A 25428-nucleotide genomic window follows, 5' to 3' on the forward strand; every position below is an offset into this window, starting at 1 on the left:
CGCATGCGCAGCGAAAAAGAAACCTTCAGTGTGCCCCGCCGGCCAATTGACACCGATTAATGGCGGGCGGATCTTCGCTCCATCCGCCGGCATGCGGGGTGGTGTCAACAGGGGTGAATCACATGAAAAAGCTGATTTGGGTTTGTCTGGCAGCAACGCTGGGAATGGGGAGTATTGCGAAGGCTGAAGTGAATGCCGGCACCTACACAGTCGAAGGCACCAACCTCGACGGCAGCAGCTATGGCGGAACGGCGACGATCACGCTCAGCTCGGATACGACCTGCCACATCCATTGGGCCACAGGCACGGAATCCGACGGCATCTGCATGCTCTATGGCAACGCATTTGCCGCGCGCTACGTCTTCACCAACGGCGGGGTTGGGCTTATTGTCTACGATGTGATGGAAGACGGCTCGCTTGAAGGCGCGTGGACCATTGATGGCGTTTCGGGCTCGGGCACAGAGAGGCTGATCCCGGAATGACAAAACCGGCCAGCGGCGTGGCTCGGCCCAGCTCACGCACAAAGGCATGAAGGCTGCTGCCTTCATGCCTTGAAGTGGCATCCTCGAGGGACCATCCGGTCAGGCGGACTGCATCTCGAGTGCCATGGCATAGAAACTGCCTGTGGTCGCGGCTTCAGCCAAAATATGGGGCACCCACTTCGGAGCCCCCACACTCAGCGCAAAAGCTCAGATCGATGGCATATCGATGTAGACCGTCAGGGTTCCGGTATCGGAGCGAGTGGCTGCGACAAGGTCCCTGATCATAACGTCCCTCTCGTCGAGGACTGCTTCCAACGTTTCGTTCCACGCGAATGCGGTCTGGACTTCGCCCATGCCATCTTCTGTGGAACCGAGCGTTTCTTCAAGCTCTTGCCGACCGGCTCCCGAGAAGCTTTCAAGGCTTACGAATTCGACCTCATCCGCCGCGGTGATGGCGAGAATTTCGTTAGAGCTGAGGCTGTTTTGCCTCAAATCTTCCAAAATGGCAGCATTGGATGGCCCGGTTTTCTGCCCAGCCATTTCACCGCTTGTGGTTTCTTGGGTGGCGAGGTCCTGAGCAGTAAGGTCGTTGGCATTGCCTGGGGCTGCTGCCAAAGCGACAAGAGTTGCGGATACGATCGATAGGATTTTCATTTCTTATCTCCTGTATTGGCTATTGGTTTTGAGTTTGTGTCTGATGATGCTGCGCCAGCGTTTCACGCGAGGGCGACAACCGCCGGATATCGTTCACCTCTGAGCGACATCCGGATTGCGTGCTGCAAGGGCATTTATGTGAACGCGACGTGGATTTTGCGCCAGGATCAGGCGGATTGCATCTCGAGTGCCATACCATCGAAACGGCCTGTGGTCGCTGCTTCGGCCAGCAATTGGGCCACGTCGGCGCGGGACGCCTGGCCGCCCTTGTCCACCTTTTCGCCAAGGATCACACTGTCGCTTCGACCGTCATCCGTCAACGCAACCGGACGCAGGATCGCATAGGTCAGGCCCGAGGCCTTTAGGTGTTCGTCGGCGTCGTGTTTGGCCTTGAGATAGTGGGCCAGATCGCCTTCGGGGTTGGACTGATCGGCGCCGACCGAGCTCAGCATGACAAAGCGGCTCACACCTGCTTCGCCTGCAAGGTCGACCAGACGTTTGGCGCCATCGCGGTCAACCTTATCCGTCATCTCGGGACCTGTGGACCCGCCGGAGCCTGCAGCGAAGATAACAGCATCCATGCCGTCACAGACGCCGGGTTGCAGATCGGTGAGGTCGCCGTTGCGCAGGTTCACGCCTTGAGGGAAGGCGCGGGTGTCAGACGTTTCGCGGACAAGCGCTGTGAGGTTATGGCCCTGATCAACAAGGTCCTGGACCAGATGCTGGCCGGTCTTGCCGGTGGCGCCGGCGACGAGGATGTTCATGCTCATAGTGTGTTCCTAACGGTTTTATCAATTGGGCGGGGCCATCGGGCCTGCGGCGTCCGTCGCCGCGATGTATCCGGGCTGGGTCTGCAGTGCCTGCCAGTAGGCCGAGACTTTCGGGTGCTCGGCGAGCAGATCGAATTTTGCCAGGAGCGACAGAATGTAGGAGATCTGGATGTCGGCCAGCATCAGGCGCTCCCCGAACAGCAGCGGGCCATCGCCCAGTTCGCTCGAGATGTAGGCGAGGTGCTTGTCGAGCGCCGCCTTGGCCTGATCCGGCGCGTCCTTGCCCTGAAAGGCAGGCATGATCGACTGCATGGCAACCCCTGCAAAGGTGGATTCCACGTAATCAAAGAGCGCCTCGTGCCGCCAGAAGGCTGGCGTGCCGCGCGGCGGCTGATGGCTTTCGTCACCATACTTGGCAGCAAGGTAGCGCAATATCGTGGCCGATTCCGCGATCATCTCGCCTCTGTCCTCGATCACCGGAGATTTGCCCAAGGGGTGAACCTCGGACAATTCTTCAGGTGCGCGGAACTTGGATGTCCGGTCATAATCGACCCGCTTGCAGGTCTGCCCGAGATCTTCGAGCAGCCAGAGCACGCGGGTCGCGCGGGAGAATTTGAGAGCGTGGAGCGTAATCATGGCAGGAAGATCGCCTTTGCGTTGACGAACTCCTTCATGCCGAAGCCGCCATGCTCGCGCCCGTAGCCGGAATCCTTGACCCCGCCGAACGGCATGTTCGGGTCAGCCGCGCCGAAGGAGTTGATGCGGATCATGCCGGTGTCGAAATGATCACGGGCCAGTTTGATGGCGCGTTCCTCATCCTTGCAGAATATGCCTCCGCCCAGGCCATAACGGCTTTCGTTGGCGAGGCGCATGGCATCCTCATCATCCTTCGCGCGAATGATGGAAGCGACAGGGCCGAAGATCTCGTCGTCATAGGCGGGCATCCCCGGCGCGAGGTCAGCCAGCACCGTGGCCGGATAATAGGCACCCTTCCGGTCTGGCGCAGTGCCGCCGCAAAGGACCTTGGCGCCCTTGGCGACGCTTTCATCGACCTGGGATTTGACCTTGTCGAACTGATCCTGGCTCGATAGCGGGCCAAGCTGGCTGTCCTTGCTGGTTGGATCACCCATCGAGATGTCTTTCATCTGGGCCACATAGGCCTCGACAAAGGCATCATAGATCTTGTCGGTGACAATGAACCGCTTGGCGGACACACAGGTCTCACCATTGTTGTAAAGTCGGCCCATGACCGAGAACTTCACGGCGGTTTCAAGGTCTGCGTCTTCGAGAACGAGGTAGGCGTCGTTCGATCCAAGTTCCAGAACGGTCTTCTTCAGTGCCTTGGCAGCTTCTGCGCCAATATGCCGTCCTGCCCCATCGCTGCCGGTCATTGTCACGCCACGAACCAGCTTGTGGGCAATAAGCTTGTCGCTGACGTCGTGGTCGATCACGACAACCTGGAACAGATCCTCCGGCAGACCAGCTTCAATGCACAGTTTACGCAGCAGCAGGGCTGAGCCCGTGCAGATGCTGGCATGCTTGAGCATGCATCCATTGCCGGCCATCAGGCTGGCGGCCAGCACACGGACCGGCTGGTAGAGCGGAAAGTTCCAGGGCTGGATCGAATAGACCACGCCGATCGGCTGGTAGCTCACCACGCCGCGCTTGCCTTCAGCACCATGGGTGCGTTCCTCGTCGGCCAGCGCCTGTGGGCCTGTCTTGGCAGAGTACTCAAGAATGGCCGCGCAGAGCTCGACTTCGGTATGTCCATCTTTCAGGAGCTTGCCGGTTTCCCTTGTCATCAGCGCAGCAATCTCACCGGCATTGTCGCGCAGTTTTTTCGCTATCTTTGTCAGGTAGGGAGCTCGCTCCTCATGGGACAGCTTGCGCCATTCCAGAAACGCCGCATGACACGCCTCAAGCCGTTCGGTGGCTTCTGTCTCGGTCATCAGGTTATAGGCCTGAATTTCTTCTTCGGTCGCGGGGTTGATGGTTGTGATCGTTGACATGTTCACTCCTTCTTGGAATTCGGTCGTCAACGAGCGGGGCTTCTATATGTTCCATTCCGAGTTACCTGCTCCGAGGGGCATTGTGACGCAGGTATCCATGAAAACCTGACGCCCGAGCAGACTGTGGTGGTTTGGGCAAGATGGTAGTGTCAGAGGTCATGCCAGCTATTCGCTGGATGGTTTTGCCTATAGGACAACGGCTTGCCATCCACCGGCACGGAAACAGACAATGCAAAACGAACCATTCTTCGGGCTTAATTCCTATCATGTCGCGCTGGCAGTCGTCGGGGTGATTGTTATCGCCGCACGGTGGCTGCCGCGTCTGGTCTCCAAGCGGGAGCCGGCGTCCGCGCCGTTGATGATCCTGTTTGGCGCCGGGGCCGCCTTGCTGATACCGGGACTACCACCGCTGCCCGACCCGCGCGACACGCCCCTGCCTTGGGAACTGGTGAGCGAACTTACAGTTATCGTGGCCCTGTTCGGTGCAGGTATGCGTATCGACCGTCTTCGCCCCTGGAAACGCTGGATAGGCACGTCGCGCATGCTCGGCATCGCCATGCCACTGACCATTCTGGCGGTGGCGCTGTTGGGGGTGGGGCTTGTCGGGCTGACAGTCGCCGGTGCGATCCTGCTCGGCGCAGTGCTGGCGCCAACGGACCCCGTGCTGGCATCGGATGTTCAGGTCGGGCCGCCGCATGAAGGCGCGGAGCACCCGGTGCGCTTTACCTTGACGACAGAAGCGGGCCTGAATGACGGGCTGGCTTTTCCCTTCGTCTATCTTGGCCTGATTGTCGCGGCCGAAGGTCTGAGTCCTGGAAGCTGGGCCCTCGACTGGTTCCTGCGCGATATTGTCTACCGCATCGCTCTTGGCATCGGCATGGGATGGCTCGGCGGCAGAGTGTTGGGGTACATCCTTTTTTCCGTACCGAGGGGATCAGTCCTCGCTGAAACCGGATCAGGCGTCATAGCGCTGGCTGGCGTGCTCTTGTGCTACGGTTCGACCGAGCTGATCGAGGGCTATGGCTTCATAGCGGTTGCGGTTCTGGGCCTGACATTGCGGCGGGTGGAGGAGGATCATGCTTTCCATCGGCAACTGCATGATTTCACCGAATCCATCGAGCATGCGCTGACCGCGCTGCTGCTGATTGCGCTGGGCAGTGTCATGCCAATCCTGTTCGCAGATCTGACATGGACGCACTTTGCGGTCGCCTTGTTGCTGATTCTGGTGATCCGCCCGCTGTCGGGATGGGTTGCCCTGCTCGGCACAGATCTCAAGCGACGGGACAGAGCCGTTGTGTCTGTCTACGGGGTCCGCGGCATCGGTTCTATTTATTACCTGTGCTATGCAGGCAGCCATATGGAATTTACCAACGAGGCCCCGCTCTGGTCTCTCATCGCTCTTGTCATCCTGATGTCGACAATCCTGCACGGCTTCACCGTGGGATGGGCCATGGACAGTCTGAAAGAAGAGGCGGTGAAGGGCAAATGACTTTCACATGCCCCTCATCCGTCAGGGCACTGGCCGATCGACAAGATCGAAGCCGGCCAGCGCCTCGGATGAAACTGTCTACACCGGCTTGCCGGTTTTCGGTAACGGCTTGAGATCGGGCGCATTGCTTCTGTCCGGGCCTCCGGTGTGGCTGCTCCGCGTGACCGAGACCGGATCACTGGCCGGAAACGAGTCCTCCAGTCCTTCTTCAAGATCGTCGTCGAGTTCCTGATCAAATGTAACGGGCTTGGTTTCACCCTTTGCAGCCTCCGTCGCGGCAGCTCTGGTCGCATAGGTCGGGGACCGGCGGCCATCAATAAGATAGGCCCAACCGCCTTCGCGCTGTTGGATTTCGTAATTCTGATTTTCCGTGGGGTACATCTTTCACGACCCAACGCAGTCAAGACCGCATCGTTCCTTAATCGGCTGCATCAGCGGAGATAAACCCGCATTGGCGGTTCGCGGCTGAAAGTGGACTTCCCCCCACGGTTGCCCCGTGCGGCTCCATTCGCACTACGCGTGGGTTCTTGGCAGTGGCACGCGCAGATTGACATCCGCCCTCGCCTGCGGCCACTCTTGCGCCATCACACGCCGGAGACCTGCACCATGTCGCTTGAATTCCTCATCACCACGCTGATCGTTGTTCTCCTGCCAGGTACCGGCGTGATCTATACGTTGGCGGCGGGGCTAACTCAGGGTGCGCGAGCCTCGATGCTGGCGGCGTTCGGGTGCACGCTCGGGATCGTACCGCACGTGGCTGCGTCGGTGGCGGGGCTGGCCGCCGTGTTGCATGCCAGCGCGATTGCCTTCCAGACGCTCAAATACCTAGGCGTTCTCTATCTTTTCTACATGGCCTGGCAGATGTGGCGCGACAGCGGCGCGCTGTCGATTGACGCGTCCGGGACCGACGAACTCAAACAACACAAGCCGATGCGGATCATTGGCGCAGGCATTCTGATCAATCTGCTCAACCCGAAGCTGACATTGTTCTTCCTCGCCTTCATGCCGCAATTCGTGGATGTGAGCGCAGCCAATGCCACGGTCGATATGTTCGGACTGGCGGCGGTGTTCATGGCGATCACCTTCATCGTGTTCGTGCTTTACGGCCTGCTCGCGGCGCAGGCACGCGACCATGTGATTTCGCGGCCCAAGGTGATGCGGTTGGTCAAGAGGTCCTTCGCGTCGGCCTTCGGGCTGATGGGGTTGCGGCTGGCGCTGGCGGAGCGCTGAACAGGCGGCAACTGATTGATCAGATTGCCTCTGGCCGGAGAGCCTCAGTCGGCTACTGAAGACCCAACTTTCCCGTTCTGCGGGATATCTGCAAGGCCGACACCTATAAATTAGATATTGCTTTAACACCATCCTAACCCGTTTCTGCCATACCAGCAGCGGGAGCATTTAACAGTACGCATCAAAGTGCAGATGGTAAAAAGCGATGGTGAACAGCCACGAACCGAATGACCCAACCGGTGAAGCCAATCCCGGCGATCACCGCGCGTCCCGCTCAAAAGTGCTCAAGGGCGCCCACGCGGCATTCAATCATGAATTCAGTGCCATTCCGTGCACCTTGCGCGACGTGAGCGCGACGGGGGCACGGGTGATATTCGAGGGTGGCTGGTTCGTTCCCGACAGATTCACCCTTCATGTCGATATCGACGGCTACAAGATCGAATGCGAACGCGTCTGGCAAAAAGGCAGCGAGTGCGGAGTACGGTTCGTGGGTGAGAAAATCATCACCGGAAAAGCGCGTCAGCAAGTGCTGACGCCAGAACCGCCGAGCGATAACATCGCGACCGTCACCGCACCTGCGCCGATATTTCGCGATCAGGCCAGACCGCTTGCGCCGAAGCGTCCGCAATTGGGTGGTTTCGGACGCAGGACACGCTGAAACACTGCCCGCAGACGCGACAGTTCAGTCCCTCCGCCAACCGCGTTTTCTGCAACTGGCCGGAACCTTTTTGGTGTGGCCCCGTTGCTACGGTGAGCCCGCCCCCTTATGTTGCAACTCATGACGGGGGTAACACCTCGCAAGCAATCACAAATTAGGAGAGACACATGGCCCTCGAACTGCCAGCCCTGCCCTACGATTACGACGCGCTTGCGCCGTTCATGTCGCGCGAGACGCTTGAGTTCCACCACGACAAGCACCACCAGGCCTATGTCACCAAGGGCAACGAATTGCTTGAAGGCAGCCCGCTTGCCGGCAAGTCGATTGAAGAGATCTGCAAGGCAGCCTTTGATGAAAAGAACGCCGGACTGATCAACAATGTTGGCCAGCACTACAACCACATGCATTTCTGGCAGTGGATGAAGAAGGGCGGCGGCGGCTCCAAGATGCCGGGCTCGCTTGAAAAGGCGATCAACTCGGATCTGGGCGGCTTCGACAAGTTCAAAGCTGATTTCGTGGCTGCCGGCGTTGGCCAGTTCGGTTCAGGCTGGGCCTGGCTCGCGGTCAAGGACGGCAAGCTCGAGATCATGAAGACCCCGAACGGCGAGAACCCGCTGATGCATGGCGCATCCCCGGTTCTGGGTTGCGACGTGTGGGAGCATAGCTACTACATCGACTATCGCAACGCCCGTCCGAAGTACCTCGAGGCGTTTGTCGACAATCTGATCAACTGGGATCATGTCGCAGAAATGTACGAAGCGGCTGTCTGAGCAAAGATACCGCACTGACTGAGAAAACCAGGAAACCCGGCGACACCTCGCCGGGTTTTTTTATGGCTGATCCAAGCTTGGTTTGATTTCGTACCAGATAACACACTGTTCACAAACTTTTGACTTCCCTGACATCCACAGAATGTAATCATGCACTAGGGGCACCATATCCAACCGATCAACCACCGCAGGAGAGACTTCATGAAATTTCGGACTTTGTTTGCCGCAGCCCTCATCGGCGCTGCAGCGTTTGCACCCGCAATTGCTGCCGACGAGCCGCAGGTTGTTCGCCAGGAAATGATGAAGAAGGTCGGTGGTGCGACCGGCGCCATGGCCAAGATGGTCAAGGGCGAAGTCGACTACGACGCCGCAGCAGCACTCGCGGCCCTGACAACCATCAGCGAAGTGGCAGCGACATTCGGCGACTATTTCCCCGAAGGATCTGAAACCGGCATGGACTCGGAAGCAGCTCCGGCAATCTGGACCGACATGGACGGTTTCAAGGCAAAGCTCGCAGCCTTCAAGGCTGATGCCGATGCTGGCGTCGCTGCGGCCCCGGCCGATCTGGATGGCCTCAAGGCCGTATTCGGTCCGCTGACCAAGAATTGCGGCTCCTGCCATGAGACCTATCGCCTGAAGAAGAGCTGATGCGTTCAGCCGATCACCTCCAATCTTCCGGGCGGCAGTCATGAAACGGCTGGCGCTCGGACTAGGTGTTGCCGCGATCGCAGGCGCTGGGCTGGCATTTGTGCTGACCGCGCCGAGGCCGGTTGCTGCTGAACGGCTCGAAGCGATTGCTGCTACTGGCGGCGATGCGGCAGCCGGGGAAACGATGTTCTGGGCTGGCGGTTGCGCCTCCTGTCACGCAGCGCCCGGAGCTGAAGGCGACGCCAAACTGGTGTTGTCGGGCGGCGTAAAGCTCAAGAGTGATTTCGGCACCTTCATCGCCCCCAACATCTCGCCTGATCCGCAAGCAGGCATCGGCGAATGGTCGATTTCTGATTTCGCCAACGCGATGCTGGCCGGCGTGTCGCCAGATGGCAGCCATTACTATCCGGCATTTCCCTACGGCTCCTACACGCGGATGACAGACGGTGACATCGCCGACCTGTTCGCGTTCATGAAGACACTGCCTGAGAGCAAGGTCGCGTCCCTGCCGCACGAGATCGGCTTTCCGTTCAACATCAGGCGGTCGCTGGGCGGTTGGAAATTGCTGTTCTTCACCGATCAGCCTCGTGTCCAACTCGCCAGCGATGACCCACAGATCAAACGCGGGCAATATCTGGTCGAAGGTCCGGGACATTGTGGAGAGTGCCACACGCCGCGAAACCCGATTGGCGGTTTTGTCAGCAATGCCTGGCTTTCGGGCGCCCAAAACCCTGAGGGCGAAGGGGTGATCCCCAACCTGACACCGGGCGGAAAATCGATCAGCAGCTGGAGCACCTCCGACATCGCCTATTATCTGGAAAGCGGCTTCACACCGGATTTCGACAGCGTCGGCGGGTCGATGGTGGACGTGCAGAAGAACATGGCAAAACTGAAAAGCGACGACCGGGATGCGATCGCCGCCTATCTGAAAGCCCTGCCAGAACGGCCAAACGGCTGGGAATGACAGCTGCAACCTGATCAGCTGCCAGCCGTGACCCGATTACTGGGTCAGGCGTGACGTGACCTGCGACGCCTGCTTGCCAATGCTCTTGAACGCCGCGATGAGATCGGCGCTGCTTTCAGCGTCGTAAAAGTGCTCCGAGCTGGTTGCACAATAGGACAGCAACTGCTTGCCGCGCGTCGGAGCCGCAAACGCTACCGTGTACACCTCAACGCCTGCGTCCTTAGCCTTGTCGCAGAGGATTCGGGTCGATGAATCGGCTGCACTGTAATTGTTGTCGCCGTCGGTCATGAAGACGATGAACTTCTGCGGTTCCTGGCCAGTGTTATCCGTGTGCTTCTTCGTTTCACTGGTCGAATTGACGTTGGTGTAGGCCCAGTTGAATGCTTCAGTGGAATCGGTTCCGCCATCGGCGGGCAAGGCATTGACAAAATCCCGGGTCTTTTTCGGCTTCCAGCTGAGCTTTTGCGAGCCGGTCATGTAGGTGTTGTAACTGGCAGCCCCGACCCGGACATAGTTGTGGCCGGGATCGGCAGTCTCAAACTGGTCGAGAAGGCCCCCAACAGCGGTCTTCAGCACATCGATCTTGCGCTGACCGTCAAGGTCCCAGTCCATCGAACCGGAACGATCCAGCACCAGTGCCATGGAAAAGGCGCCCTGGATTACGCCGGAGGCGCTCTCGGACTTGCCGACCACACCGACACTTATATCGGACCGGCCCATCAAATGCGCCATGGGGCTCAAAGCCTTGGTGCCGCTCAGGGAAACTGCCACCTGCCAAATGGTGTTGCCATTGTCCTTGACCGGGGTGATGGTGATGAGGGGGGTGACGCTCATGTTGGAGAAAGCCGGCAGATCTTCCTCCATCTGCCCCCGCAAAAATGTTGCGGCAAAGGCTTTCGCATCTTCCACACTGAGATTTTCGTCTTGCGACAACAGTGTCGAAGTTGCAAGCGCAGCACTGTCGGCCGCGTTCTGCATGCGGGTTTTCATAGACAACGCATCGGTGGTGTCGAGAGCGAGGCTTGCTCCGATGATAACAACAGGGAGGGTCAAACTCGCCATGATGGCGAAATTGCCCTGATTGTTGCTCAAAAGATCCGCAATCTTTCCGAACATCGACCTAGCCATCTCGGGACCCCGTTTTCGTCTGTCTTCTTGATGAAAACAAATACACCGGAACCCATAAGCGCGCGCTTAAACGAGACGTTCAAATTTTACAGAACACCAATATGATACAGGCTTGACGCTGTTTTCGCTGCTTATCAGCGTCAGATATAACTGAAGCAGGCAGGGCAAACTCGAATATGGTCAAACGCTTGCCGGCATTCTTGAGGTGAAATGTCTGCCCTGCATCAGCTCCGGGTGCCCGCTCTTCCACGCCAGCACTGTAAAACTGCTTCCATGATGTGCGCATCACGCTTTCGGTGTCTGTCCAGTGCTGGCGCGAAAACCGCTTTTACCAGATCGATTGCAGTCAAGAACGATGAGGTTCAGTCCGTCAACCGCGTAACCAGCTTGACTGCTTCCTCGCCGATAGCCTCGAAAGCCTTGGTGAGTTCATCGGCGCTTTGAGCGTCATAATATCTGGCAGAGCCCGATGCGCAGGCCGCGAGCAATTTCTGACCTCTGTCAGGAGCCTGAAAAGCAACAGAGAAAATGGTCACATCGGCATTCTTGGCATCGGTGCAGTATTTGAGTGTCTGCTTGTCGACGTAATCATCGTTTGAGGAACTACCGGTTTCATTCTTGCCGTCGGTCATGAAGACAATGAACTTGGACGGTTTCTTTGAGCCGTTCTTGGAATAATGCTCATTTATTTCGGTTGAGCTCACGACTTGTTCGTAGCCCCATTTCATCGCGGCTTCAGAGTTCGTGCGACCACCCGCAACCAGCGTATTGGCGAAGTCCGTAACCTTTGACTTCGTCCACGTCGGGCTCAGCTTGTCTTTGCTCGTCGTCTCGTTGTTGTAGCTCACCGCTCCCATGCGCGCATATTCATTGGTCGGATCGGCTTCCTCGATATGTGCCGTCAGATTGCCTACCGCTTCCTTGAGAACGTCAATTTTCGGGATATCGGTTTGCACGACTTCGGTTCCGCACTGGGTTGTTTCCTTGACCCATTTCCACTCGTTCCACCACCCGTTCCATACCTGTTTCCACATCCAGTCGGTGCAGTATTTGGGAACGGTCACGGACGTCGTCCTGCCCGAGGGATCGCCCATCGATCCGGAATGGTCGAGCACCAGGACCATGGACAGCGGATTGGAGGCATCGCGGGCGGATTCGGATGTGCCATTGATCGAGACATCGATGCTATCGCGACCGATCAGATGCGCCATGCCGGTGGTCTTCTGCGATCCGACGACCGCGACATCGACCTTCCACACCGTCTTCTTTCCGGTTCCTGTTTTGGTCAGAGTTACCGTTGGTACGGCTGAGAAACCGTCAAACGCGGACGAGTCGTCCGCAATCTGCCCGTTGAAAAAATTTACGGCGTAGCTCACGGCCTGGCCTTGGGTGATTTTTTCCTCGGCAAGCTGACTGGTCGTCGCCAACGCAGCACTGTCGGCAGCATTCTGAAGCCGCGTTTTCATGGACAGCGCGTTGGTCGTGTCAATTGCCAGGCTAGCGGCGACAAACAGGACCGGCAGCGCCAATCCGGCCAGCATCGCGAAATTGCCGTCTGTATTGCGAAACAATTTCGCGATCTTCATGATCGACGAATTGGTCATGCTGTAACTCCACATCATTGGAATACGATGTGAACACAGATACGCATGATCCATTAGGATCAACTTAAGTGAATTGGTAAAAACTTAGAGAACGAGAGATTGGATAATGCAGGCGGCTTCCCAACTGCCAGCCTGCGGAAAGGCTGGCTTGGTGCCCACCCGCAGGTTGCTGCCGCAGCGCAATATTCAGGCCTTGCCGACCACCTTGAGCGCAAATGCATATTCATAGGCAATCTCTTCAAGCCGCTGAAAGCGGCCCGACGCACCTGCATGGCCGGCTGTCATGTTGATCTTGAACAGAACAGGTGCCCCGCTGGTCGACACTTCCCGCAAACGGGCCACCCATTTGGCAGGCTCCCAGTAGGTCACGCGCGGATCAGTCAGGCCAGCAACCGCCAGGATCGGCGGATAGGCCTGCGCTGCGACATTGTCATAGGGGGAATAACCAGCGATGGTCTGATAATCCGCAGCCGAGACGATCGGGTTGCCCCATTCCGGCCATTCTGGCGGCGTCAGCGGCAAAGTGTCATCGAGCATGGTGTTGAGCACATCAACGAAGGGAACCGCAGCGATGATTGCGCCAAATGCGTCAGGCGCCATGTTGGCGACCGCCCCCATCAACATGCCACCGGCAGAGCCGCCCTGGGCTACTACGCGGTCATGCGAGGTGAAGCCCTCTTTGACGAGGTGCCGTGCCGCGGCGATGAAATCGCTGAAAGTGTTCATCTTGTTGGAGCGCTTGCCAGCCTCGTACCAGCCAAAGCCCTTTTCCTTGCCGCCACGAATGTGGGCTATGGCATAGACAAAGCCGCGATCGACCAGCGACAGACAATTGGTGTTGAAGCTCGCGGGGATCGATATGCCGTAGGAGCCGTAGCCATAAAGCAGGCAGGGCGCAGACCCATCAAGCGGGGTGTCGCGCCGATAGAGCAACGTCACCGGCACCTGTTCGCCGTCAGCCGCGGGCGCCATGACACGCCGCGTGATGTAGTCAGCCGGCGTGTGGCCAGACGGCACCTCGTCCCGCTTGAGGAGTGTGCGTTCGCGGGTGGTCATGTTGTAATCATAGAGTTCGGACGGCGTCGTCATCGACGAGTAGCTGAACCGCACCACGTCAGTGTCGTATTCCATCGAGCCTTGAAACCCGAGCGAATAGGCCTCTTCATCAAAGGCGATGGCATGTTGCTCGCCGCTTGTCCGATCCTGGATGACGATGCGCGGCAGGCCGTTCTCCCGCTCCATCCAGACTAGGTGGTTGCGGTAGGCGCTGACCGAAAGGATCAGCCTTCCCGGTTTGTGAGGAACGACCTCGCTCCAGTTTTCAGGCTCAGGAGAGCCCACCGGCGCCTGCACGATCTTGAAGTCCTTGGCCCCATCGGCATTGGTCAGGATGTAGAACACATCCCCACCTTCGCTGAGCGAATATTCGACGCCAATCTTGCGCTCTGCGACAAGCCGCGGTTTGGCTTGAGGATCATTGGCCGGCATGACCCAGCATTCCGAGGTTTCGTGATCGTTAATGCCGATCATGATGACATCGTTCAGACGTGTTCCGGAAACGCCCATGAAGAAGCCGGTGTCCGTCTCCTCGTGGATAAGGACATCCTCGCTCTGAGGTGTCCCCAGACGGTGATGGAAGATCTTGCTGGGACGATGGTTGTCATCGACTGCGGTGTAGAAGAACCCGGTGCAATCGGCTGACCATGCGGCTCCGCCGCCGGTGTTCTCGACCAGGTCAGAGCCGTCTTCGCCGGTAGCCAGATCCCGAACCTTGAGGGTGAAGAACTCCGAGCCCTTGTCATCATAGCCCCAGATCATCGCCGCGTGATCGGGCGAATGTCCGGTTCCGGCCAGCCGGAAATAGGCCTTGCCATCAGCCTCCAGATCGCCATCAAGCACAATCTGCTCATCGCCGCCGGTGCGCGGAATGCGGAAATATTTCGGCTGCTCGCCGCCGGTCACATAGCGGACGCCATATTGCCAGGGACCATCCGGCGATGGAACCGAACTGTCATCTTCCTTGATACGGCCGCGCATCTCTGCAAACAGCGTCTTCTGCAGAGCTTCCGTGTCAGCCATCGCGGCCTTCTGGTAAGCGTTCTCCGCTTCGAGATGGGCGCGGATCGCCGGTTCGAGAATGGAGGGATCCTTGAACATGGCCTGCCAGTTGTCATCGCGCATCCAGGCATAGTCATCAGTACGCGTGATGCCATGACGGGTGTCTGTGACAGCGTTCTTTTCGGCAACCGGGGCTGCGGGCAGGTTTTTGAATGGGGACAAGGAAGGCTCCATGGTCGGAAAAGGCGGGGCTCGAAAACAGCCGGTTACCCGACATAGAGGCGGTGGCATGACCGATCAAGGCAAGGGCGCAGGAAAAGAGCTGTCCCGCATCTGCCAAGCGCAATCATTGCACACGTTACAATCGCATGGATCGGGCGGCGCCCGTCTGTTGGACAAATTCAGATCATGCAAAATTCCCTAATTTTTTAGGGTATATTATGGAACCAATTTCATGACCCCGCGTTAAACGAAGCTGGTGAAAACTGTTGTGAAATGGAGCGGTTTATTGACTATTGCTGATCGAGAGCGAGCGGTTGCTCACTTGACTGAACTGATCCTAAACAACCCAGTTTTATCAGGATATTGCATAGCAATTGCCAACAGATTCGCCGGGCGACCATGCAATGACACCGCGGAACTGATCGATTATCACTGGTGGAATGCGCACAATACCGCACTGGCAGATCTATTGCGAGACGCAGCAGATGAGATCAACCTCTAGGCGTCAGGGTTCTAACAGATCACCAAAGCGGTCACGTTTGGCCGTGCGCCTGGGGCCGATCAGGACTTTTGTGTCTGGCGGAGATCAACCGACGGCGTTTGTTTGTCAAGCGGCCACCTCTCTGCGCCCAACCTCGCCACTCACCGGATAGCCAGCGCAGCAAGCGTCAGTCCTGAGGCGAGCAAACATGCCAGTGTCCTGAGGCTGTTCAAGGTGACCCAGCTTGTCATGTAGGTCTGTTTCCAGAAGGCAAGCGACTGGGGTGAAGCCCGATCGATCGCGGCCAGTTGATTGTTTAGTGGAACATTGCCAGCTGCAGTGACGGCAAAGACACCGACAAGATAGAGACCACCTGCCAACATCAACAGAGGTTTGGGTGTGCCATCGACATTGACCGCCGCATAGACAGTGATGATGAGCGAGACCAGCGTCAGTCCCATGAACAGAACCATGAATACCGAGCGCATGATCTCGACATTGATGACCTGCATGGACTCGATCCCGCCCTGGGCGCTGACAAGATTGAAGGAACGCATTATAAAATCGGAGAATGCCAGAAACACACCGCCAATGGCGGCGTAGGCGATAACGGATGCTGCACACAACAGAATGAACCAGAGAGACATAATCGTTGCTTTCATGCGGGGGCTCTTCGCCCCCTGTTTTTTGAACGGATGAGAGACAGCCTGTTGAGCTCACAGGCCGTGCGGGTGATTTTCAGCCTGCCCTGCGCGCCGAAATCAGAGCCGCCAGGCTTGCCGCACCGATGACCAGTTCGGCGATCATGACAGTGACGAGACCTCCATCCGGCTGGCCATCGAGACCGACGCTGAGAAACCGGGTTGCGCCATAGGCGAGGAACATGGTCGCCGCGAGCAGTGTTGATGCCATTGCAAATCTTGCAAACACCAGTCCCGCCAAAGTGAGAAGGCCCAACATCAGCACGCTTGCGCCCGAGGCGCGCAATTCGTTTGTCAGGCTGACATTGCCGGACAGCGAAATGCTGTAGGCCGAATAGAAGCCATCGGGTGAGATCAGGATCGACGAGCCTGTATAGATGGCGGTGACGCCTGCGACCAGAAGCACGGCTTTTTGGAAGACTGAAGAGTTCACGGGATTGTTCCTTATGGGGGGGCCAGGGGGATATCAGGCAGCCTTTTTCCAGACACCGCTGGCCGCAGCGCTGCGGCAGAAATCGGCAAAATCACGCGGTTCACGGCCCAGGGCACGCTGAACGCCGTCGGTGAGGTAGGCATTGTGCCCGTCGAGGGTTTCGCGGCAGATCTCTGTGAAGACATCGGCGATCAGCGGCCCGCCGATGCCGAGCATCGCTTCATGGAACTGCTCGAGCGTGATCGGCATATAGCGAACCGGGATGCCGGCGGCAGCGGAAATTTCGGCTGCGGCTTCGGCAAAGCTCAACAGCCGCGGACCTGTGATCTCGTAGAGTTCGCCATTGTGGCGGTTATCTGTAAGGGCTGCGACCGCTACGTCAGCGATGTCATCGACATCAGCCATCGGCTCCTTGATGTCGCCCGCTGGCATTGCCACAACGCCATCGAGCACTGGGCCCTGCAGGTAGCCTTCGGAAAAATTCTGGGCGAACCAGGCAGCGCGGACAAGGGTAAAGTCGAGACCGGAATTGCGCACGATATCTTCGCATGTGCGGGCATGCGCCTCTCCCCTGCCCGACAGCAGCACCAGTTTGCGCACACCGTTGGCCTTGGCCGCCACGGTCAGGGCTTCGATCTTTTCGGCAGCGCCGGGGAAGGCAAGATCGGGGAAATAGGAGACATAAGCAGCATTCACGCCCGCTAGTGCGGCTGCCCAGGTATCAGGCCGGTCCCAGTCGAACGGGATGGCTGAATTGCGGGAGCCCGGGCGAACAGGATAGCCCTTTTCGGACAGTGACTTAACGATGCGGCTGCCGGTCTTGCCGGTTGATCCTATGACGAGAATGGGTGTGGTGTGCATGAGAAGCTCCTTGCGCCTGATTGATGATGCAAAAGACTTAAATTCAAATTTCTGGATGAACAATGATTACAAATCTTCAATAATGTGCAGATCGTCCACAGCAATGGACAATCCGCAAGAACGCGGCTATTCCGGGTTCATGTCAAAACCTGATCCCAGCATTCCTGTGACCTCCGATCCGCTCGCCGAGACGCTGCACATGCTGCGCCTGACGGGAACGCTCTATTGCCGCGGCGAACTGACGGCACCTTGGTCGATTGCCATTCCGCGGCTTGAGGGTGTGATGTCTTTCGTTGTGGCAACCTCCGGGGCGCTCTGGCTGGAACTTGACGGCATGGAGCCGCAGCTCTTGTCGCAGGGCTGTCTGGCGCTGATTCCGCATGGCACGCCGCATGTGATTTCCAGTGCCGCCGGCCTCGCTGGCGAACCACTGTTTGATCTTCCTGTCGAGAAGGTCAGTGAGCGCTACGAGATCATGCGCCATGGCGGCGGCGGCGAGATGACACGGACGATGTATGGCGTGGTACGGTTTGATGATGTGGCGGCAGAGCATCTGGTCGGGTTGCTGCCGCAGATCATCAATATCGACGCCTGGGACGACCAGACCGGCGGCTGGCTGCAAAGCACACTTCGTTTCATCGCCAGCGAAGCGGCATCGCTGAAGCCCGGTGGCGAAACGGTGATCACGCGACTGTCGGATGTGGTGGTGATCCAGGCGATCCGGTCCTGGCTTGAAACGGCACCCACGACCGAGACAGGCTGGCTCGCAGCACTTCGCGATCCGCAGATCGGCAAGGCACTGGCGCTGATGCACCGCAGGCCGGGCGAAGACTGGAGCGTCGACACGCTCGCGGCCGAGGTTGGCATGTCGCGCTCGGCGTTTGCGGCACGCTTTGCAAATCTGGTCGGGCAAACGCCGCTGCGCTACCTGACCGAATGGCGGATGCGCGTGGCGCGCAGCCGGCTGATCGACACCGGGGACGGGTTGGCCGCCATTTCAGGCGATCTCGGCTATCAGTCGGAAGCGGCCTTCTGTCGGGCCTTCAAACGTGTCTTCGGACAACCACCGGGCAGCATAAGGCGCGCGGAACCTGGACGCGCCGGGCCGGTTTTCGCTATTCCGCAAGCTGCCAACGCAGGTTAGTCCCGGCTCCGGTCTGAGCCGTTTGACCTTGCTTCAGCTCAGGCCAGTTCACCTGCCGGGCGGATGCGGCCGACTTCGATGCCGTTCCAGTTCTTCATTGTCTTTCGCGACCAGCCATCAAGCTTTGCCGACAGGTCCTGATCGTCTTTGAAGAGCTTGGACAGGACCGCTCCGATCATCGCTTCAGCGCCGCGGGTTGCGCCGTCTTCACACTTGAGCGCGATGCCGTAGCCCTTCTCTGGAATGGTGGCGCAGAAGACGCCTTCGGCACCGGTCTTGGCAAAGATGCGGCCAGGCGCGAGTCTCATCAGCTCGGTGCAGGCGCGGCCGGTACCCGCAACATACCAGGGCTCGGCCATGCAGGCCGACATCAGGCGGTTCGCTGCCTTGGCGCGTTCCGCTCCAAGCCCCACGCCCGAAGCCATCCGGGCGAAACCGTGGGCGATCTTGTTGAGCGGTGCTGCGTAGGTCGGGATCGAACAGCCGTCGGTGCCGCAATTTTCATGGCCGAGGCTCGCGCCGGTAAGATCGGACATGACGTCGCGCACCGTCGTCTGGACAAAATGATCGTAGCCGACATAGCCGTAATGATCGACGCCCGCGTGGCACGAGAGGCAAAGAAAGCCTGCGTGTTTGCCTGAGCAATTGTTGCCGAGCTGGTTGGGCTTGTCGCCGGCGCGGGCCTGCTCGATCAGCACCTTCTGCTCGGAACTCCAGTGGCAGCCGCACTCGAAATCTGATTCCGAGAGGCCTGCGCGGGCGACAATATCGCCGGCCAGCCGCATGTGTTCGGGTTCGCCGGAATGAGAGGCGCAGGCAAGCGCCAGTTCCTTGTCGCCAAAACCGTAGCGGTCTGCAGCACCGCTCTCGACCAGCGCCAGCGCCTGCATCGACTTCACAGCAGAGCGCGGAAACACCGGGGTCTCGACCTCGCCCAAGCTCATCACCACCTTACCTTCACCATCCACGACAACAGCCATGCCGCGATGGCGGCTTTCGACCATCTGGCCGCGGGTGACTTCAACGAGAACGGGATTTGGCATGGCTGATTTCCTGGCACTGAACTGACAACTGACACCGGATCCTGCGTCCGGAATGTAGGGCCAGAGTGATCGCAGAAGCGAGCGCTTCGGGCAAGAGCTGTGCACAAAACCTGGGAGCGACAGACCGGCAGCACGGTTTTGTCTGCTTTCCTGAACCCCGCAAACGGTCGGCAGCTGCTGTGAACAGGATTGGTTAGAATTCTGAATTTGCTGGAGGATCGGTCTCCGGCAGACAGGCGGGGGTGGCTGTCCAGCGCCAAGCCAAATGCCGGAGAACACACCTTCCGCAAATGCGAATTGTCCACGCCCTGTCAGGCGCTGCCTAGACTTATGGCCATCACACCACCTGATCCCGCCAAGAATCGGAGACACCATGGCCAGGCTTTCATTTTTCGCATCCCTTATGTCATGGCTTACACAGCGGGCAGCACCCGATCCGGTCTTCCCGCCCGCGACCGGACCCGCGCCGATTTCTCCCGCAATCGAGCCCGACTTCGCGATCGCCTGGGGCGCGCGCGTCTCAGCTGCCTTCAAGCGCAAGGCAATCGAGATCGCACACCGTCTGGAGATGGACCCGAACCATCTGATGGCAATCATGGCGTTCGAGACCGGCCGGAGTTTCGATCCGTCCGAGACCAACCGCGCCGGTTCTGGCGCCACCGGGCTGATCCAGTTCATGCCCGCAACCGCCCGGGATCTCGGAACCACCACGGCTGCGCTTGCCACAATGAGTGCTGTTGACCAGCTCGATTATGTCGAGAGATACCTCAATCCCTACAAAGGCAAGATGGCCGATCTCGAAAGCGCGTATATGGCGGTGCTCTATCCCCGCGGCGTCGACAAGGAGCCAGGCTATGTGCTGTTTCGAAAAGGCTCGAAAGCCTACAAGCTCAACCGGGGGCTCGACACCAATGGCAACGGGTATGTGACCAAGACCGAAGCCGCAGCCAAGGTTTCTGTGCTTCTTGCTGAAGGGCTGCAACCCGGAGTGATTGGATAGGCCACAACCGCCACCTATCCCACCCCTCTCCCATCAGGTGGATTTCGCCATTGCGCCCGGCCCGCGGATCGCTAAGCTCAGGCCATATCCACCGGAATCTCCTTATCTCCCATGTTGCGTACAATCCTGATTACCCTACTGGGGCCGATGCTCTGGGGCACCACCTATGCGGTGTTCACCGAGACCCTGCCGGTCGGCCATCCACTGCTCACCGGCGCGATGCGCGCGCTGCCCGCCGGGCTGATCCTGCTTGCGCTCAATCCGCGCATTCCGCCGATTGCCGCATTGAAACGCCATGCGGTGATCGGGTTCTCCAATATCGGGCTGTTTTTCGCGCTGCTGTTTGTCGCCGCAGCCCGTATGCCTGGCGGACTTGCCGCGACACTCGGGGCAATCCAGCCGCTGGCGGTGATCCTGATATCAGGATGGCTGATAGGCCGCGCACCGCACCCGGTGCAAATCCTTGCGGGCATCGCCGGCGTGATCGGCGTCGGGCTCCTGGTGCTGTCACCCAACGCTCATCCTGACCCGATCGGGGTTGCGGCAGCCATAGGCGGGGCACTGTCGATGGCGATTGGCACGGTTCTGATTGATCGCTGGGGCCGGATGGGTACACCGCTTGAGACCACCACATGGCAGCTGATTTTCGGTGGAGCCATGCTGTTGCCGGTGGCGCTTATGGTTGAAGGACTGCCGCCTGCGCCGGGGCTCACGGAAATCGTCGGCTATGGCTGGCTGATGCTGCTCGGCACTGCGTTCGCCTATTTCGTCTGGACCCGCGGCATCGGCAAGATCGGACCGAGTGCCGTCTACCTGGCGCTCGCGAGCCCGGTGGTGGCAACCGCGATCGGCGCAGTCGCTCTGGGCGAATGGTTCAGCCCGCTGCAATGGGTGGGCATGGCGCTGGTGATTGGCGCCACGGCAGTAGGCGTTTCGATCGGGCGGCAGAAGGTTTCGCCGGTCACCACCCCCACTACCGCCCCGCAATGATCCCCGAGGATGAAAATCCGCCGTCAACGGTCAGTACATGGCCATTGATGTAGCTCGCCTGAGGCGAGAGCAGGAACAGGATGGCATCGGCGATTTCTTCCGGGCGGCCATAGCGGCGAAGCGGGATCTGGGCAGTCCAGCGCTTGCGGTCATCCATCGTGTGAAGATTTGAGATCAACGGCGTGTCGACCGGGCCGGGTGCGACCACGTTGACGCGCACGCCGCTGGCGCCCCATTCATTCGCCAGAACCTGGCTCATCAGGATGACGCCTGCCTTGGACGCGCCGTAGGCCACCCGTCCGGCGTTGGCCCTGATGCCCGAAGCGGAGGCGAGATTGACGATGGCGAGCGTATCGCCCATCTGGTCGAGGCAGGCGCGGCAGAGGATGAAGCTGCCGGTCAGATTGACATCGAGGATCTGGCGGAACACCTCGGCGCTGGTCTTTTCGGCAGGAATATCGCGGGCGATGCCTGCGCAATTGACCAGACCCGTGACCGGCCCGAACGCGCCGACCGCCTGGGCCAGACAATCGACCACCTCCTCCTCGTCCGTGACATCACAAGTTAGAACCAGCGCGTCTTCGCCCGACAGCCGGTCTTCCAAGCGGGCGACTGCTTCGGTACTGGCATCAAGAATGGTGACGGTGACGCCCTCGTCGATCAGCGCCAGCGCGGTTACCTCTCCGATGCCCGATGCGCCACCGGTGACAACAACGTGACCGGTGGCGCCTGGCATCAGCGAATCCGCTCGAGGATGGAGACGTAGTTTGCCACCGCAGCGCCGCCCATGTTGAAGATGCCTCCCAGTGTGGCGTCCTTGACCTGGATGCCGCCGGCCTCGCCGGTCAATTGCATGGCGGAGAGCGCGTGCATGGAGACGCCAGTGGCGCCGATCGGGTGGCCCTTCGCCTTCAAGCCGCCGGACGGGTTGACCGGCAAGCGACCGTTTTTCTGGGTTTCGCCGCTCATGGCGAGATCACCGCCCTGCCCCGGCTTGGCCAGCCCCATCGCTTCATACTCGATCAGTTCGGCGATGGTGAAGCAGTCATGGGTCTCGACGAAAGAGAGATCATCAAGCGACGTCTTTGAATTTGCGAAGGCGCGCTTCCATCCGAGAGCGCAGCCCTCGAAGGCGAGGATGTCACGCTTGGACATCGGCAAGAAGTCCTGAACATGTTCGGCGGCGCGGAACAGCACGGCGCGCGGCGCCTGCATGGCTGTCTGCACATCAGCGAGCACGATTGCCGCCGCACCATCGGAGACCAGCGAGCAATCGGTGCGCTTCAAGGGACCAGCGACATAGGGGTTCTTGTCGCTTTCGGCGCGGCAGAACTCGAAGCCCAGATCCTTGCGCATCTGCGCCCAGGGATTGTCGACGCCGTTCTTGTGGTTCTTGGCGGCAATGGCAGCAAGCCCGTCAGACTGGTCGCCATATTTCTGGAAGTAGCCATCGGCGATCTTGCCGAAGACGCCGGCAAAGCCCGCAGGCGTGTCGCCCTCCTCCGGCAGATAGGAGGCTTTGAGCAGGTTGGCGCCGATCTGCGGCCCCGGCGTCGTTGTCATCTGCTCGACGCCCACCACCAGCACCCGGCGGGCAGCGCCTGCGCGAATGGCCTTGATGCCCTGGTGCACGGCTGCCGAGCCTGTGGCGCAGGCGTTTTCGACACGGGTGGCTGGCTTGAAGCGGAACGCGTCATCGGCCTGAAGCACGAGGCTGGCGGTGAAATCCTGCGCAGAGAACCCGGCGTTGAAATGACCGAGATAAATCTCGTCGATATCGCCGGCCTCAAGCCCGGCGTGCTCTATCGCCTCGCGCGCCACTCTGGTGACCAGGCTTTCGACGGTTTCTTCAGAGTGTTTTCCAAAGGGCGTGTGGGCCCAGCCGATGATGCATGCGGACATATTTGGTCTCTCTCCCGGGAATCTTGTCTGTGTTGGCGCGCATTTTGAGCGCGCGGACGGCTTTGTAAAGAGCCAAGGGGGTTTTGCGGGATTTGAGAGTTTGGGAAACAGCCGGCAGTGACCGGCTGCTGTGCGCTCAGTGTTGCCGCGGCAAGGGCAGATCAGTCATGCGCCCACATCACATAACCCAATCTTCGAGGCCGTACAGAGCCGGGCGAATTTCCTCGAGAAGCGCCAACGGATCCCTCAACGAAGCCACAACATCGACGAAAACAGTCGGCAGTTCATTGAGGAAGCGAACGTGGAGCACATCGCCATTTCGTTCGACAATGGCGCAAGCGATGAGGAACTGCCTATCACCAATGCTGATGTAGAAATGATCAGGGATATCCTGCCTGCGCGATGTGGCCGACAGACCGCCCTCACCGATGTTGAGCACCCTAAGTTGGGCCTTGCTGGTTTTCCGAATTCCCTTGGCAGGAAAAAAGATATTGAAGAGGACAGAGCATTTGCGCCGCTCATGACTACGCTCGTCCGTATCGCGAGCGGCCCTGCTCAAATAGTTGGATTGGGGTTTTACCGTTGCTTTCCCATGGTTCATCGAAAATATTCCTCTGCTAAAATGGTCGCTGCCTCGGCGCGAAATATTGCGGTGGGCAGGGAACAACACTTCAAAACGTTGAGCCGTTGTCAGGGAGGCAACGCAGCATTTGCGGCTTTGGTTTCACGGAAATATCGAGAATGAGCGCAACGCCCTCTTTCCGGTTAATCGCGGGCAAAGAATCTCCATCAACCATTTGTTTTTATGTCTATATTTGGCGTTCACTCCTGCTTAACCATGGAGGGAGAAGAGAGTTCCAGATCGTCTGCGCCTAATCGCAACGCCACTATTTCACGGGCTTCAGCAGGCAAACTCCGGCGCAGTCTGCGAGCCCGGCTCTCAGGACTGGGGGCATTAATGGCGACTGCCTCACCAAATCTTGATCGGTGAATAGGCGGTCGGCACTGGAACTCGGCAGCATTATCGGTCAAGCATGGCACATGCGCATGCCCCGAATCCTGCTTTTGTGTCTGCTGGCCTTAACCCTCGGGTTGATGGGCCCTTTGGCGCGTGGATTTTCCTCTAAGATCAGTCCTGATCCGCTGACGATCGAGGCAACGCGCACAGGTGTGACCGCCAACAGCAACGGCAGCGCGACCGCTTCCAAGAGCTGCCAACGCGGCGTCCTGGGCTGGTCAAGCTGCAGCTTCGAAATCGGCTATGTGCCCAGGCCCCTGCAGATCGACATTGCCTTTGCGAGTCATGCTTTCGGACGCAATGTCGGCGGGAGCGTTGACGATCTGCAGAGCTCCAGGCTGTTCAGGCCGCCGCGTTTGAGCTGAACCGAATCCGGGCCCGTTAGCCGACGGTCCTGTTTTATTCAGCATCAAAGGACTTCTCTTTATGATTACCCGACGCTTTTTCCTTGGCGCGGCCTCGATGGCTGCGCTTTCAGGCTGCACCACGACCGGCAGTAGCCCAGACACCAACAAAACACTGTCTATCGAACCGGATACCGGGGTGATGCCCGCAGCCTATGGTCCGGTACTCGACAATGGTTACGCCATTCCCGCCGTACCAGCGGGCGTGGTGCCAAAGCAGTACTGGCGTCAGCGCGTCGCCAACCCGTTTCCCGAAGAGGTTGCGGGCACCATCATCATTGATCCGAACGCATTCTATCTCCACCTTGTCGAGGATGGCGGAACCGCAATGCGTTATGGTGTCGGCGTGGGCAAGCAGGGCTTCTCCTGGTCCGGTGACGCGGTGATACAGTACAAGCGCAAATGGCCGACATGGAAGGCGCCCGACGATATGGTGGCGCGCAACCCGAAACTTGAGCCCTACTCCGTCGCCAATGGCGGCATGGAACCGGGACTGATGAACCCGCTGGGGGCGCGGGCGCTTTATCTCTTCCAGAACGGCGAAGACACGCTCTATCGGCTGCACGGCAATCCGGAAGCGAACTCCATCGGCAAGGCGGTCTCATCCGGCTGCATCAGGCTTCTCAACCAGGATATAATCGACCTCTATGAACGGGTGCGCCCCCGCGCCAAGGTGATCGTCAGGCGATCCTCCATGCCGGCGATGCTGACATAGAGCCAGCAGCCAGATGCGGCACGCCGACCGGCGGCCCGATTGGGCCATCG

26 protein-coding genes are annotated in these 25428 nt (G+C 59.0%); 12 read left to right on the forward strand and 14 right to left on the reverse strand.

All coding sequences use genetic code 11. From position 1 onward, the window contains the following. The first annotated feature begins 122 nt into the window (after positions 1-122). Positions 123-482: a hypothetical protein gene (locus tag WNZ14_RS17665; RefSeq protein ID WP_342869927.1), complete on the forward strand. Its 360-nt coding sequence runs from the start codon at positions 123-125 to the stop codon at positions 480-482. A 207-nt stretch (positions 483-689) separates the two neighbouring features. Here WNZ14_RS17665 and WNZ14_RS17670 read toward each other — a convergent pair whose 3' ends face one another. The 4 genes from WNZ14_RS17670 to WNZ14_RS17685 form a co-directional block, all read right to left on the reverse strand. Beyond that, positions 690-1136 (reverse strand): hypothetical protein, encoded by a 447-nt coding sequence (locus WNZ14_RS17670; protein ID WP_342869928.1) that lies wholly within the window; start codon positions 1134-1136, stop codon positions 690-692. A gap of 167 nt (positions 1137-1303) precedes the next feature. Beyond that, entirely contained in the window at positions 1304-1906 is a 603-nt protein-coding gene (locus tag WNZ14_RS17675) for an SDR family oxidoreductase (RefSeq protein ID WP_342869929.1), read from the reverse strand. Between the two features lie 21 nt (positions 1907-1927). After that, positions 1928-2542 carry a glutathione S-transferase gene (locus WNZ14_RS17680; protein ID WP_342869930.1) on the reverse strand — a complete coding sequence of 205 codons (615 nt, stop codon included), beginning with the start codon at positions 2540-2542 and terminating at the stop codon, positions 1928-1930. Continuing rightward, a complete protein-coding gene (locus WNZ14_RS17685) occupies positions 2539-3915 on the reverse strand; it encodes an NAD-dependent succinate-semialdehyde dehydrogenase (RefSeq protein ID WP_342869931.1) in 1377 nt (458 codons plus the stop codon). The genes WNZ14_RS17680 and WNZ14_RS17685 overlap by 4 nt, the downstream gene beginning before the upstream one ends. 229 nt (positions 3916-4144) lie before the next feature. On the opposite strand from WNZ14_RS17685, the gene WNZ14_RS17690 reads away from it, so the two are divergent. Beyond that, on the forward strand, positions 4145-5404 hold the full coding sequence (locus WNZ14_RS17690) for a cation:proton antiporter (RefSeq protein ID WP_342869932.1): 1260 nt from the start codon (positions 4145-4147) through the stop codon (positions 5402-5404). Between the two features lie 78 nt (positions 5405-5482). On the opposite strand, the gene WNZ14_RS17695 is transcribed toward WNZ14_RS17690, so the two are convergent. Continuing rightward, positions 5483-5785, reverse strand: coding sequence for a hypothetical protein (locus WNZ14_RS17695; protein ID WP_342869933.1), 303 nt, complete (start codon positions 5783-5785; stop codon positions 5483-5485). A 225-nt stretch (positions 5786-6010) separates the two neighbouring features. On the opposite strand from WNZ14_RS17695, the gene WNZ14_RS17700 reads away from it, so the two are divergent. The 5 genes from WNZ14_RS17700 to WNZ14_RS17720 all read left to right on the forward strand — a co-directional run bounded on the left by WNZ14_RS17700 (position 6011) and on the right by WNZ14_RS17720 (position 9674). Next, positions 6011-6634: a LysE family translocator gene (locus WNZ14_RS17700; RefSeq protein WP_342869934.1), complete on the forward strand. Its 624-nt coding sequence runs from the start codon at positions 6011-6013 to the stop codon at positions 6632-6634. 205 nt (positions 6635-6839) lie between these two features. Beyond that, positions 6840-7292 (forward strand): PilZ domain-containing protein, encoded by a 453-nt coding sequence (locus tag WNZ14_RS17705; RefSeq protein ID WP_342869935.1) that lies wholly within the window; start codon positions 6840-6842, stop codon positions 7290-7292. 167 nt (positions 7293-7459) lie between these two features. After that, positions 7460-8062 carry a superoxide dismutase gene (locus tag WNZ14_RS17710; RefSeq protein ID WP_342869936.1) on the forward strand — a complete coding sequence of 201 codons (603 nt, stop codon included), beginning with the start codon at positions 7460-7462 and terminating at the stop codon, positions 8060-8062. 201 nt (positions 8063-8263) lie between these two features. Beyond that, on the forward strand, positions 8264-8710 hold the full coding sequence (locus WNZ14_RS17715; protein WP_342869937.1) for a cytochrome c: 447 nt from the start codon (positions 8264-8266) through the stop codon (positions 8708-8710). 40 nt (positions 8711-8750) lie between these two features. Beyond that, a complete protein-coding gene (locus WNZ14_RS17720) occupies positions 8751-9674 on the forward strand; it encodes a cytochrome c (protein WP_342869938.1) in 924 nt (307 codons plus the stop codon). Between the two features lie 36 nt (positions 9675-9710). Here WNZ14_RS17720 and WNZ14_RS17725 read toward each other — a convergent pair whose 3' ends face one another. The 6 genes from WNZ14_RS17725 to WNZ14_RS17750 form a co-directional block, all read right to left on the reverse strand. Further along, positions 9711-10802, reverse strand: coding sequence for a pilus assembly protein (locus WNZ14_RS17725; RefSeq protein WP_342869939.1), 1092 nt, complete (start codon positions 10800-10802; stop codon positions 9711-9713). Positions 10803-11164: 362 nt separating this feature from the next. Continuing rightward, a complete protein-coding gene (locus WNZ14_RS17730) occupies positions 11165-12406 on the reverse strand; it encodes a pilus assembly protein (protein WP_342869940.1) in 1242 nt (413 codons plus the stop codon). Between the two features lie 186 nt (positions 12407-12592). Continuing rightward, a complete protein-coding gene (locus WNZ14_RS17735) occupies positions 12593-14698 on the reverse strand; it encodes a S9 family peptidase (protein WP_342869941.1) in 2106 nt (701 codons plus the stop codon). A 630-nt stretch (positions 14699-15328) separates the two neighbouring features. Then, on the reverse strand, positions 15329-15829 hold the full coding sequence (locus tag WNZ14_RS17740) for an anthrone oxygenase family protein (protein ID WP_342869942.1): 501 nt from the start codon (positions 15827-15829) through the stop codon (positions 15329-15331). A gap of 76 nt (positions 15830-15905) precedes the next feature. Next, positions 15906-16301, reverse strand: a complete 396-nt coding sequence (locus tag WNZ14_RS17745) for a DUF4345 domain-containing protein (protein ID WP_342869943.1) — start codon at positions 16299-16301, stop codon at positions 15906-15908. A gap of 33 nt (positions 16302-16334) precedes the next feature. Beyond that, positions 16335-17162 carry an NAD(P)H-binding protein gene (locus tag WNZ14_RS17750; RefSeq protein WP_342869944.1) on the reverse strand — a complete coding sequence of 276 codons (828 nt, stop codon included), beginning with the start codon at positions 17160-17162 and terminating at the stop codon, positions 16335-16337. 103 nt (positions 17163-17265) lie between these two features. Here WNZ14_RS17750 and WNZ14_RS17755 point away from each other — a divergent pair, with 103 nt between their 5' ends. Further along, a complete protein-coding gene (locus WNZ14_RS17755) occupies positions 17266-18306 on the forward strand; it encodes an AraC family transcriptional regulator (RefSeq protein WP_342869945.1) in 1041 nt (346 codons plus the stop codon). 38 nt (positions 18307-18344) lie between these two features. Here the strand turns inward: WNZ14_RS17755 and WNZ14_RS17760 are convergent, their stop codons facing one another. After that, positions 18345-19349 carry an asparaginase gene (locus WNZ14_RS17760; protein ID WP_342869946.1) on the reverse strand — a complete coding sequence of 335 codons (1005 nt, stop codon included), beginning with the start codon at positions 19347-19349 and terminating at the stop codon, positions 18345-18347. Positions 19350-19722: 373 nt separating this feature from the next. Here WNZ14_RS17760 and WNZ14_RS17765 point away from each other — a divergent pair, with 373 nt between their 5' ends. Next, entirely contained in the window at positions 19723-20349 is a 627-nt protein-coding gene (locus tag WNZ14_RS17765) for a transglycosylase SLT domain-containing protein (RefSeq protein WP_342869947.1), read from the forward strand. A 111-nt stretch (positions 20350-20460) separates the two neighbouring features. Beyond that, positions 20461-21339: an EamA family transporter gene (locus WNZ14_RS17770; RefSeq protein ID WP_342869948.1), complete on the forward strand. Its 879-nt coding sequence runs from the start codon at positions 20461-20463 to the stop codon at positions 21337-21339. Here the strand turns inward: WNZ14_RS17770 and WNZ14_RS17775 are convergent. Both WNZ14_RS17775 and WNZ14_RS17780 read right to left on the reverse strand, forming a co-directional pair. After that, on the reverse strand, positions 21323-22075 hold the full coding sequence (locus WNZ14_RS17775) for an SDR family NAD(P)-dependent oxidoreductase (RefSeq protein ID WP_342869949.1): 753 nt from the start codon (positions 22073-22075) through the stop codon (positions 21323-21325). The two genes, WNZ14_RS17770 and WNZ14_RS17775, sit on opposite strands and share 17 nt — an antisense overlap. Beyond that, complete coding sequence (locus WNZ14_RS17780) at positions 22075-23241, reverse strand: acetyl-CoA acetyltransferase (protein ID WP_342869950.1); 1167 nt, start codon at positions 23239-23241, stop codon at positions 22075-22077. Before WNZ14_RS17780 ends, WNZ14_RS17775 begins: the two co-directional genes overlap by 1 nt. A gap of 301 nt (positions 23242-23542) precedes the next feature. Here WNZ14_RS17780 and WNZ14_RS17785 point away from each other — a divergent pair, with 301 nt between their 5' ends. After that, the gene (locus tag WNZ14_RS17785; protein WP_342869951.1) at positions 23543-23986 is read left to right on the forward strand and encodes a hypothetical protein; all 444 of its coding nucleotides are present in this window, start codon (positions 23543-23545) and stop codon (positions 23984-23986) included. Positions 23987-24685: 699 nt separating this feature from the next. After that, entirely contained in the window at positions 24686-25378 is a 693-nt protein-coding gene (locus tag WNZ14_RS17790; protein WP_342869952.1) for a L,D-transpeptidase, read from the forward strand. The last annotated feature ends 50 nt before the right edge of the window (positions 25379-25428 follow it).

The sequence above is a fragment of the Hoeflea sp. AS60 genome, assembly GCF_038900115.1.
Taxonomy (GTDB): Bacteria; Pseudomonadota; Alphaproteobacteria; order Rhizobiales; family Rhizobiaceae; genus Hoeflea.